This is a genomic window from Mangrovicella endophytica, from assembly GCF_002893625.1.
GTDB classification, from domain to species: domain Bacteria; phylum Pseudomonadota; class Alphaproteobacteria; order Rhizobiales; family Rhizobiaceae; genus Mangrovicella; species Mangrovicella endophytica.
Genome location: NZ_PKMZ01000007.1, coordinates 37,665 through 54,451 on the forward strand (window position 1 = coordinate 37,665; position 16,787 = coordinate 54,451).

Consider the following 16,787-nt stretch of genomic DNA (forward strand, 5'->3'; position numbering starts at 1 on the left):
CTCATCCGCTCGGCGGCAGAGCGACGAGCTTGCCCGGATTCATCAGGTTGGCCGGATCGAGCGCCCGCTTCAGGGTCACCATCATCTCGTCCTCGACCGCGCTGCGATGGCCGCGGATCTCCTGCACCTTCAGAAGCCCGATGCCGTGCTCGGCCGAGATCGACCCGTCGAGCCTGGCGACCACGGCATGGACGCGCTCGTTCACCGCGCCCCACTGCGCCAGGAACGCTGCCTTGTCCGCCCCATCGGGCTGGGTGATGTTGAAGTGGACATTGCCGTCGCCGACATGGCCGAAGGCGCAGATATGCGCATCCGGAATCAGGTCGAGCACGGCGGCGCTCGCCTCCTCGATGAGCTGGGGAACCCTCGATACCGGCACCGACACGTCGTGCTTGATGCTGCCGCCGGCGCGCTTCTGCGCTTCGGGTGTCGATTCCCGCAGGGCGACGAGCCGACGCGCCTGGTCAATCGACTCGGCGATGACGGCATCCAGGATGAGCCCGTTCTCGAAGGCTTCCTCGACGATCCCCTGGAAGATCGGGCGCAGGTCCTCGCCGCCGCGCGGCGTCGCCAGCTCGATGAGCGCGTACCAGGGATAGGCTTCCGCAAAGGGATCCTGCCCGCCGGAATGCTCCACAACGATGGAGAGCGAAAAGCGCGACATCAGCTCGAAGGCGGTGACATCGTCGCCGCTGCGGCGGCGGGCGAGCGCCAGCAGCGCCAGCGCGTCGGCCGGCGAGTTGAGGGCGCAGAAGGCGGTCTCGCGCTGCCGCTGCTCCGGGAACAGCTTCATCACGGCGCGGGTGACGATGCCGAGCGTGCCTTCACTGCCGACAAAGAGGTTCTTCAGCGAGTAGCCGCTATTGTCCTTGTAGAGCGGCCGCATGCCGTTCCAGATCCGGCCGTCCGGCAGCACCACTTCCAGACCGAGCGTCAGGTCGCGCGTGTTGCCATAGGCGAGGACGCCGATGCCGCCGGCATTGCTGGCAATGTTGCCGCCGATGGTGCAGCTGCCCTCCGCTCCGAGGCTCAAGGGGAAGTAGCAGCCGGCCTTGCGTGCGGCGTCCTGGATGGTCGCGAGGATGCAGCCGGCCTCCACCGTGATCGTGAAGTTCTCAGGATCGACCTCCAGGACACGGTTCATCCGGTGCATGGTGACGAGCACTTCGCCGAGCCCCGCCACCGCGCCGCCGACAAGGCCGGTATTGCCGCCCTGCGGCACGACCGGCACACCCGCCTCGGCACACAGCGCGACGATCGCGGAAAGCTCCTGCGTCGACGCGGGTGCCACAACGATCTCCGCCTCGCTCTTGAAGAGGCTGCGTTCCTCGGCCAGGAAGCGCTGACGCGCGATGGGATCGGTGATGATCGTGCCCGGACCGGTGACGGCAGCGAGCCGCTCGGCGAAGTTTTCCGGCAGGTTCCGCTGGGCGGCCCTCAGGGCGTCGAAGCTCATACGGCAATCTCCAGAGGCTGAGGCATCGGGGTCGCAGCAAGGTTGAACAGCTCGCCGGCGCTCCACCGTGTCGCTGCGGGATCGGCGAAGCGTTCGCACCAGTCCATCAGCGTCGCCGCATCCAGCGGACGGTCGGCCAGTGCCAGGACATCGCGGGTCCGCTCCGCCAGCGCGGCCGCATCCCAGGGCAGTTCCGGATCGCCGCGGCGGAACGACCGCTCTTCGACGATCGTGCGGCCATCACTGAGGGTGACGCTGACACGGGCCGGGCGCTCGCGCGGGAAGCGGGCCATGAAGGCGGGATCAAGCTTCACCGTGACGCGACCGGACAGCGCGCGAATGGCGGCATCGGCGAGCAGGCCGTCGTTGAGGCCGCGGAAGTCCGGCCGCCGTCCGGCCAGCACAGCGGCGATGCAGAAGGCGGTCGAGAACTTCGCCTGGCCGACGGTCTGGGGTGTCTCCACACCGGCGATGTCGAGACAGGCCTGCGGCACCTCCACGACGACACTGCCGATGTCGGCCGGTTTGAAGGCGTGCGCGGCGGTCAGTGCTTCGGCGCAGTCGAGTGCCGAATGCATCTGGCCGCAGGTCGGCCAGTTCTTCACCGTCACCGTATGGATCATCAGCGAGCCGTCCGGCACCAGCCAGGCCCGGTCTCCACCGCTCAGATGCCAGGCGCGCAGCATGCCGCGGCGGCCTTCCAGGACGCGCCGGGCGCCGGGGATGCCAGCCTTTGCCAGCATCGCCGCGGCAAGGCCGTTGCGCACGGCGGTCGCGGCGTGAAAGGCCTTGGCCTCGGCCACTTCGTCATCGAGGATCTGCCAGAGACCCTGCGCCTGCGTGCCGGCATGGCCGAAGGCGGAGAGGGTGGCATCGGCATCAAGGCCCAGCATGTGCGCAGAGGCCGCCGCGGCGCCGAATGTCCCGGCGGTCGCGGTGGTATGGCAGACGGCGTAATGCGGCTCGCCGAGATAGGAGCCGAGCCGCAGCACCGCCTCGAAGCCGGCGACGATCGCACCTCTGACGCGGTCGAGCGGAATGTCCGGATAGGCTTCCGCGAGCGCCATAACCGCAGGAACGACGGTGATGCCGGGATGGCTGGTCGACTGGCGGTGCGCGTCGTCGACTTCCCAGAAGTGGCTGATCGTGGCATTGGCGGCAGCGGCCTGCGCCAGCGGGCGCGGCACGGACTGGCCGGCGACATGCGCCGGTCCATGTTCGGTACGAAAGGGCAGAAGTGCCGCGACATAGCGCTCGTAGAGCGGATGACCGAGGCCAGCGAGAAGCGCGCTCGACCAGTCCGCCACCGTGGTGAAGAGCCGCTGGCGCGTATCGGTCGCGACATCCTCATAGCGGAATGCCGCGACCCAGCGGGCCAATGGCAGAAGGTCGGGCTCGCTCATCAGGCTTCGCCCTTCACCACCGGCAGGTCCGGGCGGGTTTCCTGACCCCACTCCGCCCAGGCACCGTCATAGACGGCAACGGGCGGGCGGCCGGCGATCTCGGCACCGAGCGCCACGATCGCCGCGGTGACACCGGAACCGCAGGAGGCGATCAGTGGCTTGTCCGCATCGATGCCGGCCGCATCGAGCGCGGCGTTCAAACCGTCCGCGTCGCGATAGCGGCCGTCCGCGAGCATCAGCGAGAAGGGCAGGTTGCGCGATCCCGGCATGTGGCCGGCGCGCAGGCCCGGACGCGCTTCGGCTTCCGCGCCGGTGAAGCGTGCCGCCGGCCGGGCATCCACCACGACGGCCGAGCCGTCGCCGAGGACGGCCTGGACCTGCGTGGCGGACCGGAGCAGCTCCGCCTGCGGCGAGGCGACGAAGTCGCCCGCCGGCCGGGCGGTACCGGTGCCGGATTCCACCGGCCCGCCGGCGCTGCGCCAGGCGGGCAGCCCGCCGTCGAGCACGGACACCGCCTGATGCCCCATGGCACGGAACATCCACCAGGCGCGGGGCGCGGCGAAGATGCCGGCACCGTCATAGACGACGATGCGGCTCCCGGTCTTGATGCCAAGCGCGCGCGCCTCGCGCTGGAACTGCTCGGCGCTCGGCATCATGTGGGGCAGCGGCGTGCTCGTATCGGCAAAGCGCTTGTCGAAGTCGAAGCGTTGGGCGCCGGGAATATGCGCCTCGAAAAATTCCGCTTCGGCATCGCGTCCCTGGGCCGGCAGATACCAGCTGGCATCGAGCACGAGGAGGTCGGGATCATCCAGATTGGCCTTCAGCCAGTCGGCATCCACGAGTGCGGTCTGAGGTGACATGCAGTTGCTCCGGAGATGAGAGGGCTCTGACCTGCGGCGGCCGTCAGGCCGCCGGCCACTGCATCCAGGGCGCGGCCCTTTCGCGTGCGACCACGCGGTCGATCTGCTCGCCGATTGTGCCGAGATACTGCGCCGGCTGCGTCAGCTCGTCGATCTCGGCGCTCGAGAAGGTGTCGGCGATCTCATGATGGCCGCTGAGCGCGTCGGCAAAGCTCATGCCCTTCTCGATGCCGGACATGGAGGCCTCGTAGAGCCATTCGTGGGCGGTGTTCTTGCCGACCTTGGCGCCGAGCTCGAGCATGACCTTCTCCGAGAGGAGATAGCCCTTCATCATCTCGACATTGGCCTGCATCTTGGTCTTGTCGATCCGCAGCCCCTTCAGCAGCGCCAGAGCCTGGAACAGGATGGCGCCTGTCACCAGCACCGCCTCGGGCACCGCCTTCCACTCCGACTTCCAGGCGATACCGTCGCGTTCGTGCTCCTGGACCAGCGCTTCCATCATCATCGCTGCGCTGTAGCGCACACTGCGCGACAGCATGGCGACGTTCTCCGCCGCCACCGGGTTGCGCTTGTGCGGCATGGTCGAGGAGCCGAGCTTGCCCTCGGTGAAGCCTTCCTCGATCTCGGCGAACTCGTTGCGCTGGAGGTTGAAGAGCTCGTTGCCGATCTTGCCGAGCGTACCGGCCATGACGGCGAGAAGGTTGATGTATTCGGCGAGGCGATCACGCGCCGGCGCCCAGCTGATATCCGGCGTGTGGAGCCCGAGTTCATCGGCGATGCCCGCCTCGATCTCGTGAGCGCGCGGCCCGTAGGAGGCCTGTGAGCCGACCGCGCCGACGGCCATGACAACGAAAACGCGCTCTTCGCATTGCTGCAGCCGCTGGGCATGGCGCGACAGCTCGTCGAGCCAGATGGCGCACTTGTGGCCGAAGGTGATCGGCAGGGCCTGGACGCCGTGCGTGCGGCCCACCATCACCGTGTCCCTGTGCTCGACGGCGAGGCGGATCAGCTCGGCGCCGATGCCGGCGACCTGACCCTTGATGATCGCATGCGCCTGCTTCAGCTGCAGGATGAGGCCGGTGTCGACGACGTCCTGCGTCGTGGCGCCGTAATGCAGGTACTCGACGCCCTCCTTCGGGAGATGCTTCTGCATCTCCTTCAGGAGCGGCACCAGAGTATGCTTGATCCTGCGGATCTCGGCAGCGATGGCGGAGATATCGAGCGTCTCGATCTTCGCGCCGGCAACGATCGCATCAGCCGCGGACTGCGGGATGATGCCGAGCCTTCCTTGCGTCTTCGCCAGCGCGGCCTCGAAGTCGAGCCATTTCTGCAGGCGGTTCTGCTCGGAAAAAATCTCGCGCATCTGTGGTGTGCTCCACAGATGCTGCATCGTGCTCATGTCGAAAACAGAGACGCTCATCTCATTCCTCCCTACGTACCGGTTCCGGTTGGTCGTTCCGGCGGCGCCTATTCCTGGTCGTAGAACTTCATCGCCAGGCCGCCATGGGCCGCGGCCGCGCCTGCGCAGAGCGCTGCGGAGATGAGCACGGCCTCGGCCGCTTCCTGCTTGGTGACCCCGGCCGCCTTGCCCTTCTTGATGTGCGACTCGATGCAATACGGGCAGCCCGTGGCATGCGCCACCGCGATGGCAATCAGTTCGCGCACCTTCGGCGGGATCGCACCGCCCTCGAAGGCGGGGATGCTGTTCAGCGTCATCCAGGCCTTGAAGTCGTCCGGGGCAAGCTGAGCCATCTGCATCCGGTACTTGGCGTCAGACGCATCGTAGTAGTGGCTTGACATTTTGAAGATCCTCCGCTATTTCAACTAATGAAACTCATATTACTGGATAAAAAGAACCCGGTATGTGAGCGTTGTCAAGCGGATCCCGCAGAACGCGATTTGCCGGAGGAGGAGCCGGATGAATGGTGGCGAGGGACAGCAGAAGCCTGTTCCGACCGGCGTTCTCGAACGCGGGCTGCATCTGCTCGAGTGTTTCTCGCTCGGGGCGCCACGCCTGCAGCTTCGTGAGCTCGCGCAGATGAGCGGCCTCGACAAGGCTACGGCCTTGCGGGCGCTCAAGACGCTGGTCGCCTACGGCTTCCTGGAGAAGAGCGCCGACGGCTTCTACTGGCCGGGCCCTGCCAATCTGCGGTTGGCCACCATCTTCCGCAGCACGTCCAACATCGTCTCGCGCCTGGAAGGCTCGATCGATCGGATCGCTGTCGTCTCAGGGCAGGCGGCAGCGTTTTTCGTGCGCTCCGGCGAGCAGCGCATGTGCCTGATCCGGGATCAGCAACGGCGTGATTTTCGCTATTTCGTCGAAGTGGGTGCGTCCGTCCCGATGGATGCCGGCGGTGCCGCAGCACATGTCCTGGCCGCCTATACCGACTTCGATCCCGCCAATGCCAAGCAGGTCTTCGTGCGCGAGCACGGCTACTACACCTCGCGCGGCGAGAAGAATCCTCATCTCGTCTCGACGGCTGTTCCCGTGTTCGAGAGCGACGGCTCCTTCATCGGCGCCGCAGCCATCACTGCGCTCCGTCACCTCGTGACGGAGGACGACATCACCCGGTTCATCGAGGTCATACAGCAGGAAATCGTCTCGGCTCGCCTGGGCAGCACGCCTGCGTTGGTGGATGTGAAATAAAACTCTGAGAATGCAGGGATGATTGCAAAAAACGTTCTGTCGATCGGGAGAGATAATCTGCATCATAGATGCGATTATACGTGAGATAGAGCTAATACAACTGGAGGAATGAAATGAAGGCTTACAATAATCTGAGAAATTCTGGCGTGACGCGTCGCGTGGTCATGGCGGCTGCGATAGGCGCAGCGCTGCTGCTCGGTGCCGGCACGACGCAGGCGCAGGACAAGAGCATCGTCACTCTGGTCGTCCCGTTCGGCGCCGGCGGCGGTGTCGACACCGTGATGCGCGCGGTCGCCGATCGCCTGACGCCTGTTCTCGGCAAGACGGTGCTGGTCGAGAACCGCCCGGGCGGATCGACGATCCTGGCCTACGACCACGTTGCGCGCTCGCCCGCCGACGGGACGGTGTTCATGATCGGCACGCCGTCCATGTCGACGAACCAGGCCTTCAAGCCGGGCACCGGACCCGGTGATCCCCGCAAGCTGCTCGCGCCGGTCGCGCCGATCGCCGAGCAGCCCTACATGCTGATTGCCGGCCCGGCGCTGCCGGCCGAGGTGAAGGACGTCGCGAGCCTGCTGAAGTGGGCGAAGGACAATCCGGATACGCTAGACATGGTCAATTCCGGTCCGCTGACGGCGCCGCGCCTCGCGGCGGAGCTCCTGGCGTTCAGGACCGAGACGCCGATCGTGACGATCTCCTACCAGTCGGGCACGGCCGGCGTGCTGGACGTTGCGGGCGGCCGTGTCCATGCCGGCTTCACCCAGATCATCGAGGCAATGCCGCAAGTCACCGCGGGCAATCTGCGCCCGCTGGCGGTCAGCTCCCTCAAGCGCTCGCCGGTGTTCCCGGATCTGCCGACTGTCTCGGAGACTGTGCCGGACTTCGACGTCACGAGCTGGAACGGCATGTTTGCGCCGGCTGAGACGCCGAAGGCGGTCATCGACGAGATGAACGCGGCGGTGAACAAGGTCCTGCAGGACGAGAGCCTGAAGGAGATGTTCCGCTCGCAAGGAACTGTGTTCGTCGGCGGCAGCCCCGAGGATCTCGGCAACAAGCTCGATTCCGAGATCAAGCGCTGGGAAGACCTTCAATCCAAGGTCAAGCTCGAGATCGACTGAGCCCTACCGTCCATCAGCGCGCCCGCCGTGCCGGCAGGTCCGGCCGGCGCGCGACACGGCGCCATCATGTTGATGGAGACACCGATATGCATACGAAAGACTACCGCGACATCATCGGCGGCGGGATCATCATCCTTTTGGGGCTGTTCATCGCGGCCTATGCCCTGAACACGCTGGCCATCGGCACGCCGCGGCGCATGGGCCCCGGCTTCTTCCCCATCGGCATCGGCGTGCTTCTGGTCTGCTTCGGCATCGGCATCGCCGTGCCCGCTTTCTTCCGCGAGGGAACGATGGAGCAGATCGAATGGCGGCCGCTGTTTGCCATATCCGCCTCGCTTCTCGCCTTCGGCCTGTGCGTCACACCCTTCGGTCTCGTTCCCGCGATCGCGGCGCTGGTCGCCGTCTCGGCGCTGGCGGACTCGAAGCTGACGATCCCTGCCGTTCTCGGGCTCATCGCGAGCCTGTCGCTCATCTGCTACGTCATCTTCGACCTCGGTCTCGGTCTGACGCTGCCGATGCTGCGCTGGCCCTTCTGAGGAACAAGCCGTGGACATCCTTTCCAATATCGGCCTCGGCCTCGCCACGGCGCTGGCGCCCGTCAACCTCACCTACTGCCTGCTCGGCGTCGTGCTCGGAACGGTGGTCGGCATGCTGCCGGGCCTCGGCGCCCTCGCGGCGATCTCGATGCTCCTGCCGATCACCTTCCATGTGGAGCCGACCACCGCTCTGATCATGCTGGCCGGCATCTGGTACGGCACCGCCTATGGCGGCAGCATCGCCTCCATCCTCCTGAACCTGCCGGGGTCGACATCCAGCGCGGTGGCCTGTCTCGATGGCTATCCGATGGCGCAGCAGGGGCGGGCGGGCGTAGCCCTCTTGATGACCACGGTCGCCTCTTTCATCGGCGCCTCAATGGGCATCGTTCTCCTGATGCTGTTCGCGCCGCTGATCGCGCAGATCGGCCTAGGCTTCGGCTCGACCGAATATTTCGCTCTGATGTTGCTCGGGCTGGTGGCTGCGACCAGCGTTTCCGACGGTTCGGCGCTGAAAGGTCTTGCCATGGTGACGTTCGGTATCGCCGCCGGCCTCGTCGGCATGGACGTCTACACCGGCGCCGACCGCTACACCTTCAATGTTCCGGAGATGGCGGATGGTGTCAGCCTTGTGGGACTGGCCATGGGTCTGTTCGGCGTAGCCGAGATCATCGCAAGCGTGCGCCAGACCACTATTGCCGAGATCGATAGGGAAAGCTGGTCGCTGCGCAAGATGATCCCGACACGGGACGACTGGCGCCGCTCCTGGCTGCCGATCCTGCGCGGCTCGTCGATCGGCTCCTTCATCGGGACGCTGCCGGGCACCGGCCCTGCCATTGCGTCCTTCCTCGCCTATGCCGTGGAAAAGCGCGTCGCCAAGGATCCGAGCCGGTTCGGCAAGGGCGCGATCGAGGGCGTCGTATCGCCCGAGGCCTCCAACAACGCTGCCGACCAGACGGCCTTCATCCCGACCCTGTCGCTCGGCATCCCGGGCAGCGCGACGATGGCGCTGATCCTGGCCGCGCTGCTGCTGCACGGCATCACGCCGGGTCCGCAGCTGATGACGCAGGAGCCCGAACTGTTCTGGGGCCTGGTGATGAGCTTCTGGGTCGGCAACATCCTGCTGGTGATCCTGAACGCGCCGATGGTCGGCGTGTGGATCCGCATCCTCTTGATCCCCTACCGCTTCCTGTACCCGTCGATCCTCGTGTTCATCTGCATCGGCGTCTACACCGTCAGCTACAATGTCTTCGAGGTCTGGCTGGTGATCATCTTCGGCGTCGTCGGCTATCTCCTGCGCATCCTCAACTTCCCGATCGCGCCGGTCCTGCTCGGCTTCGTCCTCGGGCCGCTGATGGAGGAGCATTTCCGCCGCGCCATGCTGATCTCGCGCGGCGATCTGATGACCTTCGTCGAGCGCCCGATCAGCGGCACGGTTCTTCTGATCACGGCGCTGCTCCTGGTCTCGACCGCCGCCTCGGCCCTGCTGCGCCACCGCCGCCAGCGCCTCGTACCTGCGCCGGAGTAAGGCTGGTCTTTTTGGGTGGCGCCGGCGTTACGCCGGCTCCACCCAGGATGACGGGAACACCGTTTCCGTCGCATGTTCGGGCGCCGACTCGGAACTGAGAGGCGGTCGGCCGGCTGTCTTCCGGAACGCGCTCTCGCCAGAGAAACGCATCCCAGCGATGCGGCATGCTGCGCCGCCGGCAGGTCTCTGCTGTGCACGCGCTACCCCGCTGGGAAATCACCGGCCAGGTCGTGACTATCCTGCCTGAAATGGTACACCACGCCCTGTTCGTCGGCCGACCTGCGCCGTCACGAACCTTGCGTGACATGAACGATTTCGGTTTCGGGAGGGGCGGAACATGGAAGCTCTGAAAGGCAACGTCCTGGCGGATCTCAAAAGGGTCCTCGACGGGATCGATCCGGCCGATGTCGACGGCGCTGTCGAGGTGATCGCCTCGGCGCGCCGTATCGCGCTTTATGGCGTCGGGCGTGAGGGGCTGCAGATCAAGGGCTTTGCCATGCGGCTCTTCCATCTCGGTCTTGATGCCCATGTCGTCGGCGACATGACGACGCCGCCTCTCGGCGCGGGCGATCTTCTGATCGTGTCCGCAGGCCCGGGTGACTTTTCCACCGTCCGTGCGCTGATGGAGACGGCGCAGGCAGCCGGCGCCAGGACGCTGTGCGTGACGGCTGAACCGAATGGCGACTGCCCGCAGCGCGCGACGAGCGTGCTCACCGTTCCTGCGCAGACCATGGCGAACGACCGCTCGGCGCCCAGCTCGGTCCTGCCCATGGGTTCGCTCTACGAGGGAGCGCTGTTCATCCTATTCGAGATCCTGATCCTCAAACTCGTCAAACATCTGGGGAGCGACGCCGCCGCGATGCGCGCGCGCCATACGAATCTGGAATAGTCTGCACGTAGAGAGTGCAGCATCAGAGGCGCGGCGCGTGGTCGAACCCACCTTCGAGGAGATCGAGAGCGATCAGGTGCAGGCGCGCGCCGCATGGCTCTACTTCATCGGCGGCATGACGCAGAAGGACGTGGCCGAGGAACTCGGCATCACACGACTGCGCGTCAACAAGATCATCGCGCAGGTGCGCGCCGAGGGGCTGGTGCGGATCGAACTGCGCCTGGCGCTCGGGAGCTCGGCCGAACTGGAGCAGCGGCTGAAGCAGCGCTTCGGCCTTGCCGGCGCCGTGGTGGTGCCGGCGCTGTCGGACCCGCTGGCGCAGCAGCGCACCATCGGCGAAGCCGCGGGCGAGCTGATCAACGGCATGATCGGCGGGCGCGACATCGGCATCGGCATCGGCTGGGGCCGCACGCTGTCCTTCGCGACGCGGCGCCTGACGGCGCGGACCAGCCCCCGCTCCTGGGTTGTGGGCCTGATGGGGGGCGTGACGCGGGCCTCCGACACCAACACCTTCGAGGTCGCGACGGCGATCGCCCGCTCGCTCGGCGTCGAGTGCCACTATCTCACGGCGCCGATCTACTGCTCCAGCATCGAGAGCCGCGAGGCGCTGCTCCACAATGACGAGATCGCCGACGTGCTCGCCCGCACGGAGATCGCCGACGTTGCCCTGATCTCCTGCGGCGACCTGTCGGAGCGCTCGCCGGTGACGGCGCTGCGGGTGGTCAAGGACCATTTCGACGACATCAGCCGGCTCGGCGCGGTGGGCGAAGTGCTCGGCTGCTTCCTGCGGGCGGACGGCACGCCGGTTCCGCACTTCCTGAACGAGGCGATCATGGCGATGCCGCTGGAGGCGCTGCGGCTGAAACCGGTCTCGGTGCTGGCATCCGGCGGAATCCACAAGGCCGCCGCCATGCATGCCGTCCTGAAAGGACGCTACGTCAACCGCCTCGTCACCGACGAGACGGTCGCTCGTATCCTTCTTGAGCGGCCGGCCTGACGGCCGCGTGCCGTCACCGCCATTCCGCCCGGATCAGCGCCCGGCGCCTGCGCTGCCGACGGCGCTTTCCAGCGCCTCCTTCATCGCGCGCAGCGTCAGGAAGGTGGAGGCCGCGCCCGGATCGATATGGCCGATGGAACGCTCGCCGAGCTTGGCGGAGCGGCCGCGCTTGGCCGCGATACCCGCCGTCGCGTTCATGCCGGCTTCGGCGCCCTGCACGGCGGCGGTCATGACGTCGAGCGTGGAGGCGCCGCCCGACGCGGCTTCCTGCGCACGGTCGGCGGCGGGGACCCAGGCATCCACCATCGTCTTGTCGCCCGGCTCCGAGCGGCCGCGGTCACGGATGCCGCGTGACGCCGCGCCGACCCAGGCCGCCAGAGCGCCGGCGTCAAGGTTCAGGCGGTCGCTCACCGCCGTTCCCGCCCGCAGGAAGGCGGTTGCGTAAAGGGGACCCGATGAAGCGCCGACCGCGTCGAGAAAGGCCTTGGCCATCCGCTTGCAGGTGGATTCGATGGTCTCGTCGGCCGTCGCCTCGTCCAGAGCCTTCGAAACCGCCGTCCAGCCGATCTCCATGGTGATGCCGTGATCGCCGTCTCCGATGACACCATCGAGTTCGCTCAGCCAGTCCTTGTTGGCGATGATGGTGCGGCCGACGGACTGCATCATCTGGCGGAAGATCGCCGGCGTCACGTCGCCCCCGGTCTCGAGCCGGCGGCTGGACGACGGGGCGTCCTGTCCGCCAGGTGCCGCGGCCGCGCCCGCAAAGGACGCCTGAGCGCTGCCGGTCACGCTGCCCGCTGCCGTCGCGCCGACCTTCAGCGCTGGGGTCAGGCACGGATGGTCGAGCAGCGACGTCAGCTCATCATCGAGCTTCAGGAGGGTGACGGATGCGCCTGCCATTTCCAGCGAGGTCGCATATTCGCCGACAAAGGAGCGGTGGATCGTGATGCCGCGTTCGTCGAGGATCCGTTTGGTGGTGCGGTGGAGGAGGTAGAGTTCCATCAGCGCCGTGGAGCCGAGTCCGTTCACCAGCACCGCCACCTGCGATCCGCGGGGAAGATCGAGATCGGCGAGGACCGCCTCGACAAGCGCGGTGGCCACCTGGTCGGCGGTCTCCAGCGGCCCGCGGCGGATGCCGGGCTCGCCATGGATGCCCATGCCGATCTCCATCTCGTCTTCGCCGATCTCGAAATTGTAGCGCCGCGTCTGCGGCAGCGAGCAAGCCGAGAGGGCAACGCCCATGGTGCGAGTGTTGTCGTTGGCCCTGCCGGCAAGGCGCAGAACCTCGTCGAGACCGAGCATGCGGTCGGCAGCCGCGCCGGCGACCTTGAAGACGAAGAAGTCGCCGGCGATGCCGCGGCGCTCCCGCCAACGATCCCTGGGGGCCGAAGCGACGTCGTCGGTGACGGCAAGGGAGCGCGCCTGACCGCCGGCAGCGTTCAGCTCCTCCATCGCCATGTCGAAGTTCATCACGTCGCCGGAATAGTTCCCGTAGAGGAACAGGATGCCGGCGCCACCATCGGCGGCCCGCGCCGCATCGAGGATCTGCTCGGGCGACGGCGAGGCGAACACGTTGCCGACGGCGCTGGCATCGGCAAGCCCGCGGCCCACATAGCCGGCGAAGGCCGGCTCATGGCCCGAGCCGCCGCCGACGACGATGCCGACCTTGCCAGGGCGCGGCCCGTCCACGGCAACGATCGCCCGGCCGGTATTGCCGGCCACGCGCAGGAGATCCGGATGGGCGCCGACCATGCCCTCGATCATCTCCGGGATGATCATCTCCGGGGCGTTCATCAGCTTCTTGGTGCGCGGGGTGGACATCACGGGCTCCGGCAGGTCGTGGGGATAGGCAAGCGGACGGGGAGGGCTGCGAGCCCTCCACCGGTCCGCCGAGGGTGAACGCTCCGCTGGTCGGCGCGTCAGGCGGCCCGAAGCAGGGCGAGTGCCGCCTTCATGTCGCTGAGAACATGCTCGTCGGTTTCCTCGAAGGGATAGATGATCTCGAGGAAGTAGGTCTGGTCGGTGAGCTTGTGGCGGTTCCAGAAGTCCTTCAGCCGCTGCGGTGTGACGATGCCCTCGCGGGTGAAGTTCCAGTGCCGGTCGAGCAGCCCGTCCGTCTGCTGGATGTGGAAGGCCGCGATGTAGTCGCCGACCGTTTCCATCCAGAGGTCCATGTCGGCATCCTTGCCGAACAGCGGCGTGAAGAGGACATGGCCCCAGTCCACCATCAGGCGCACCGGCACGTCCGTGGCGCCGTCGAGATCCTTCATCAGACGCAGCGCGTCCTGGGCCGAGGAGGGGAACTCCGTTGCCAGCGGGACCGGCTCAACGACGAGGGATGTAAGGCCCTGGCGTTTGGCGTGGCGGGACAGGTCGATCCAGGCTTCGACGGCCTCGTTGTAGATCGTCTCGCGCCGCGCCGGATCCTTGGCATCCGCGGCCGAATAGGAGCCGAAGGGCATGCCGGCGCAGGGCACCTCCATCGCCGCCGTCATGTCGATGGCGCGGCGCAGGTGCTCCTTGCCAAGCGCCCGCAGCTCCGGCATCGGCGCCAGGAAATGGCTGTAGGTGTAGGAGGCAAGGCCGCCGAAGGAGCCCTCCACCGCGACGCCTGCCTTTCGGAACCCCTCGGCATAGTCGCGTGCGATGGCGTCGCGCTGCGCCTCGGGCCACCATGGGTCCACAAGGTCCCAGGTGAACTGCACCTTGTCGATGCCGAGTTCACCGGCAACGATCTCGGCCATGGCGTCGCCGCCGAGCCAGCGCTTGATGCCGAAGGACAGGTTCAGGCCGAGCTTCATGGTCTTTCCTCCCGGAATTAGGCGCCTCAGGCGCCGCCCTTGCGCAGGTAGCGGCGCGACACGGCGTCGAACGAGATGGCAAGCACCACGATGGCGCCGCTGACGATGCCCTGCCAGTAGGGCGACACGCCGAAGAGCACGATGATGTTCTCGATGATGCCGATGATGGCGGCACCGAAGATCGCGCCGAGCGGCGTGCCGACGCCGCCGGTGGTGGCGACGCCGCCGATCACCGAAGCCGCGATCGGTCCGAGCACCCAGGTCTCGCCGATCGAGGGCTGCGCGGTGCCCAGACGCGCGACCATCAGGAGCCCCGCCAGCGCCGACAGGAAGCCGGCGAAGGTGAAGACGAGGACGCGGATCCGGTCCACCTTGACGCCCAGCATGCGGGCGGCGGCCGGGTTGTTGCCGATGGCGTACATGTAGCGGCCGAAGGGCGTCTTGGCTGCGAGGTAGGAGGCGAGCGCCAGCATCACCAGCATGATCACGAATGGCACGGGCACGCCGAAGAGGTCGCCACGGCCGAAGACCTGGATCTCGCGCGGGATGTTTGTGATGGCAACGCCGCGGGTCAGGACGAGGTTGATGCCGCCATAGACGCCGGCAGTGCCGATGGTCAGCACCAGCGAATGCAGGCCGAGCGAGGAGACGAGAAAGCCGTTGAAGAAGCCGAGCGCAGCGCCCAGCAGCAGCGCCAGCGGCAGGGCGATCACCGGCGCCAGGCCATAGTTGACCATCAGCAGGCCGGCGACGACGCCGCAGAGGCCGCCGATCACGCCGAGAGACAGGTCCAGTTCGCCGAGGATCAGAAGGGACGACTGCGCGATCGTAACGAGGCCGATAAAGGCGAGCGCCCGCGCCACCACCGACAGGTTGTAGCCGGTGAGGAAGTAGGGCGAGACGAGTGCCGAGATCGCGAAGATCGCCACCAGGACGGCGAAAACGCCTGCCAAGGGGTTGGCGAGCAGCAGGGAGAGGGGATTACGCCGCATGGTTCTTCTCCGTGCCGAAGATGGCGCCGACGAGGGTTTCGTTATCCGTGGCTTCGGTATCGAAGGAGCCGGTGACTTCGCCCGCATGCATGGCGATGATCCGGCTGGCGCATTTGCGCAGCTCATCCATCTCGGAGGAGACCAGGATGATGCCGACGCCGTCTTCGGCGAGGCGCTTCATGATGCGGTAGATCTCGGTCTTGGTGCGCACGTCGATGCCCTTGGTGGGCTCGTCGAAGATCAGCACGCGGGGCGTGCGCGCCATGGCGCGGCCGATGATCGCCTTCTGCTGGTTGCCGCCGGACAGAAAGACGATCTCCTTGTTCATGCTGGCCGTCTTGATGTCATAGGCCGCGATGATGTCGGAGACGCGCGTCTTTTCCTTGGAGGCCGAGATGCCGAAGGGTCCGGACGTCTGGTCGTAGATGGCAAGGCCGATATTGTCGCGCACCGACATCAGCGGGAAGATGCCGTGGTGCTTGCGCTCCTCGGAGAGGTAGAGCATCCCGTTCTTCACGGCAGCGGAGGTGTCGCCGAGGGTCCAGGGCTTGCCGTCCAGGCTGACATTGCCGCTCTTGGCGCCGAGAAAGCCGAAGATCGTCTGCATGACCTCCGAACGCCCGGCACCGACCAGCCCGGCAAAGCCGAGGATTTCGCCGCGCTTGAGCGTGAAGCTGACGTCCCGGAAGCGATCTCCCGTCAGGTTACGCACCTCCAGGATCGCCGGACCTTGCGTCTGCGTCGATGGCGCACTGGCCGGGCGGAAGGTCTCCTCGAAGTCCACGGCCTTGCCCGACATGGCGCGGATCAGCCCGCCGACATCGGTCTCGCTCATCCGGCCCGCCTCGACCTTTTCGCCGTTGCGCAGCACCGTGTAGTCGTCGCCGATGGCGAAGACCTCGTCCATCTTGTGCGAGATGAAGACGATGGCATGGTTGCCATCCTTGAAGCCGGAGATGACCCGGAAGACGCGGTCCACCTCCGAGCGCGTCAGCGACGAGGTCGGCTCGTCGAGGATCAGCACCTTCATGTCCTTGTTGGTGGAGGCGCGGGCGATCTGCAGCAGCTGCTGGTCGGACACGGAGATGGTGCGCACGAGGTCGGACGGTCGCGCGGCGATGCCGAAGCGGTCGAGATACTCCTGCGCCTCCGCTTCGAGCCGACGGCGGTCGAAGCGGGCGCCGCCATGGCCCGACCGGTCGAACGGGATGAAGAGGTTCTCCGCCACGCTCATATGCGGGAACAGCGTCAGCTCCTGCGGCACATAGGCAATGTTGCGGAAGAGTTCGGCATCTTCGGCGGGATCACGCCCGTCGATGCGGATGGTGCCGCGGCTCGGATGGTAGGCGCCGGTGAGCAGCTTGACGAGGGTCGACTTTCCCGCACCGTTCTCGCCGGCCAGGATGTGGACGCGCCCGAGTTCGATGTCGAGGTCGACGTCGTTCAGCGCCGTCACGCCCGGAAAGTCGCGGCCGAGCTTGCGAACTTCGAGAAACGCCATGGCGTCCCCCTTGCTGTTGAAGGGTGGCGAGCGGCTGCAGCGCTCGTGCAACGAGGAGCCGT

15 protein-coding genes are annotated in these 16,787 nt (G+C 66.7%); 6 read left to right on the plus strand and 9 right to left on the minus strand.

The window, feature by feature from the left end:
• Position 1 precedes the first annotated feature (1 nt).
• The 5 genes from C0R46_RS15010 to C0R46_RS15030 are packed head-to-tail and all read right to left on the minus strand — an operon-like array spanning position 2 to position 5,519.
• Complete coding sequence (locus C0R46_RS15010; protein WP_102960475.1) at positions 2–1,456, minus strand: FAD-binding oxidoreductase; 1,455 nt, start codon at positions 1,454–1,456, stop codon at positions 2–4.
• Positions 1,453–2,859 (minus strand): MmgE/PrpD family protein, encoded by a 1,407-nt coding sequence (locus C0R46_RS15015; protein WP_102960476.1) that lies wholly within the window; start codon positions 2,857–2,859, stop codon positions 1,453–1,455. The genes C0R46_RS15010 and C0R46_RS15015 overlap by 4 nt, the downstream gene beginning before the upstream one ends.
• Positions 2,859–3,719: a 3-mercaptopyruvate sulfurtransferase gene (gene sseA / locus C0R46_RS15020; RefSeq protein WP_102960477.1), complete on the minus strand. Its 861-nt coding sequence runs from the start codon at positions 3,717–3,719 to the stop codon at positions 2,859–2,861. The genes C0R46_RS15015 and sseA overlap by 1 nt, the downstream gene beginning before the upstream one ends.
• Positions 3,720–3,762: 43 nt before the next feature.
• Positions 3,763–5,139 (minus strand): adenylosuccinate lyase, encoded by a 1,377-nt coding sequence (purB, locus tag C0R46_RS15025; RefSeq protein WP_102960478.1) that lies wholly within the window; start codon positions 5,137–5,139, stop codon positions 3,763–3,765.
• A 47-nt stretch (positions 5,140–5,186) separates the two neighbouring features.
• Complete coding sequence (locus tag C0R46_RS15030; RefSeq protein WP_102960479.1) at positions 5,187–5,519, minus strand: carboxymuconolactone decarboxylase family protein; 333 nt, start codon at positions 5,517–5,519, stop codon at positions 5,187–5,189.
• 118 nt (positions 5,520–5,637) lie between these two features.
• Between C0R46_RS15030 and C0R46_RS15035 the strand changes: the two genes are divergently transcribed.
• From C0R46_RS15035 to C0R46_RS15060, 6 genes are all read left to right on the plus strand, one after another.
• Positions 5,638–6,366: an IclR family transcriptional regulator gene (locus C0R46_RS15035; RefSeq protein ID WP_102960480.1), complete on the plus strand. Its 729-nt coding sequence runs from the start codon at positions 5,638–5,640 to the stop codon at positions 6,364–6,366.
• A 146-nt stretch (positions 6,367–6,512) separates the two neighbouring features.
• Positions 6,513–7,484, plus strand: coding sequence for a Bug family tripartite tricarboxylate transporter substrate binding protein (locus C0R46_RS15040; RefSeq protein WP_157944655.1), 972 nt, complete (start codon positions 6,513–6,515; stop codon positions 7,482–7,484).
• Positions 7,485–7,570: 86 nt separating this feature from the next.
• Complete coding sequence (locus C0R46_RS15045; protein WP_102960482.1) at positions 7,571–8,020, plus strand: tripartite tricarboxylate transporter TctB family protein; 450 nt, start codon at positions 7,571–7,573, stop codon at positions 8,018–8,020.
• Between the two features lie 10 nt (positions 8,021–8,030).
• Entirely contained in the window at positions 8,031–9,545 is a 1,515-nt protein-coding gene (locus C0R46_RS15050; protein ID WP_102960483.1) for a tripartite tricarboxylate transporter permease, read from the plus strand.
• 337 nt (positions 9,546–9,882) lie between these two features.
• Positions 9,883–10,434, plus strand: a complete 552-nt coding sequence (locus C0R46_RS15055) for an SIS domain-containing protein (protein WP_102960484.1) — start codon at positions 9,883–9,885, stop codon at positions 10,432–10,434.
• Positions 10,435–10,471: 37 nt separating this feature from the next.
• Positions 10,472–11,431, plus strand: a complete 960-nt coding sequence (locus C0R46_RS15060; RefSeq protein ID WP_245413603.1) for a sugar-binding transcriptional regulator — start codon at positions 10,472–10,474, stop codon at positions 11,429–11,431.
• Between the two features lie 33 nt (positions 11,432–11,464).
• On the opposite strand, the gene dhaL is transcribed toward C0R46_RS15060, so the two are convergent.
• From dhaL to C0R46_RS15080, 4 genes are all read right to left on the minus strand, one after another.
• Entirely contained in the window at positions 11,465–13,252 is a 1,788-nt protein-coding gene (gene dhaL, locus C0R46_RS15065) for a dihydroxyacetone kinase subunit DhaL (RefSeq protein ID WP_102960485.1), read from the minus strand.
• A 98-nt stretch (positions 13,253–13,350) separates the two neighbouring features.
• On the minus strand, positions 13,351–14,232 hold the full coding sequence (locus tag C0R46_RS15070) for a sugar phosphate isomerase/epimerase family protein (RefSeq protein ID WP_102960486.1): 882 nt from the start codon (positions 14,230–14,232) through the stop codon (positions 13,351–13,353).
• 26 nt (positions 14,233–14,258) lie between these two features.
• Positions 14,259–15,224: an ABC transporter permease gene (locus C0R46_RS15075; protein ID WP_102960487.1), complete on the minus strand. Its 966-nt coding sequence runs from the start codon at positions 15,222–15,224 to the stop codon at positions 14,259–14,261.
• Entirely contained in the window at positions 15,214–16,725 is a 1,512-nt protein-coding gene (locus tag C0R46_RS15080; protein WP_102960488.1) for a sugar ABC transporter ATP-binding protein, read from the minus strand. The genes C0R46_RS15075 and C0R46_RS15080 overlap by 11 nt, the downstream gene beginning before the upstream one ends.
• Positions 16,726–16,787 lie beyond the last annotated feature (62 nt).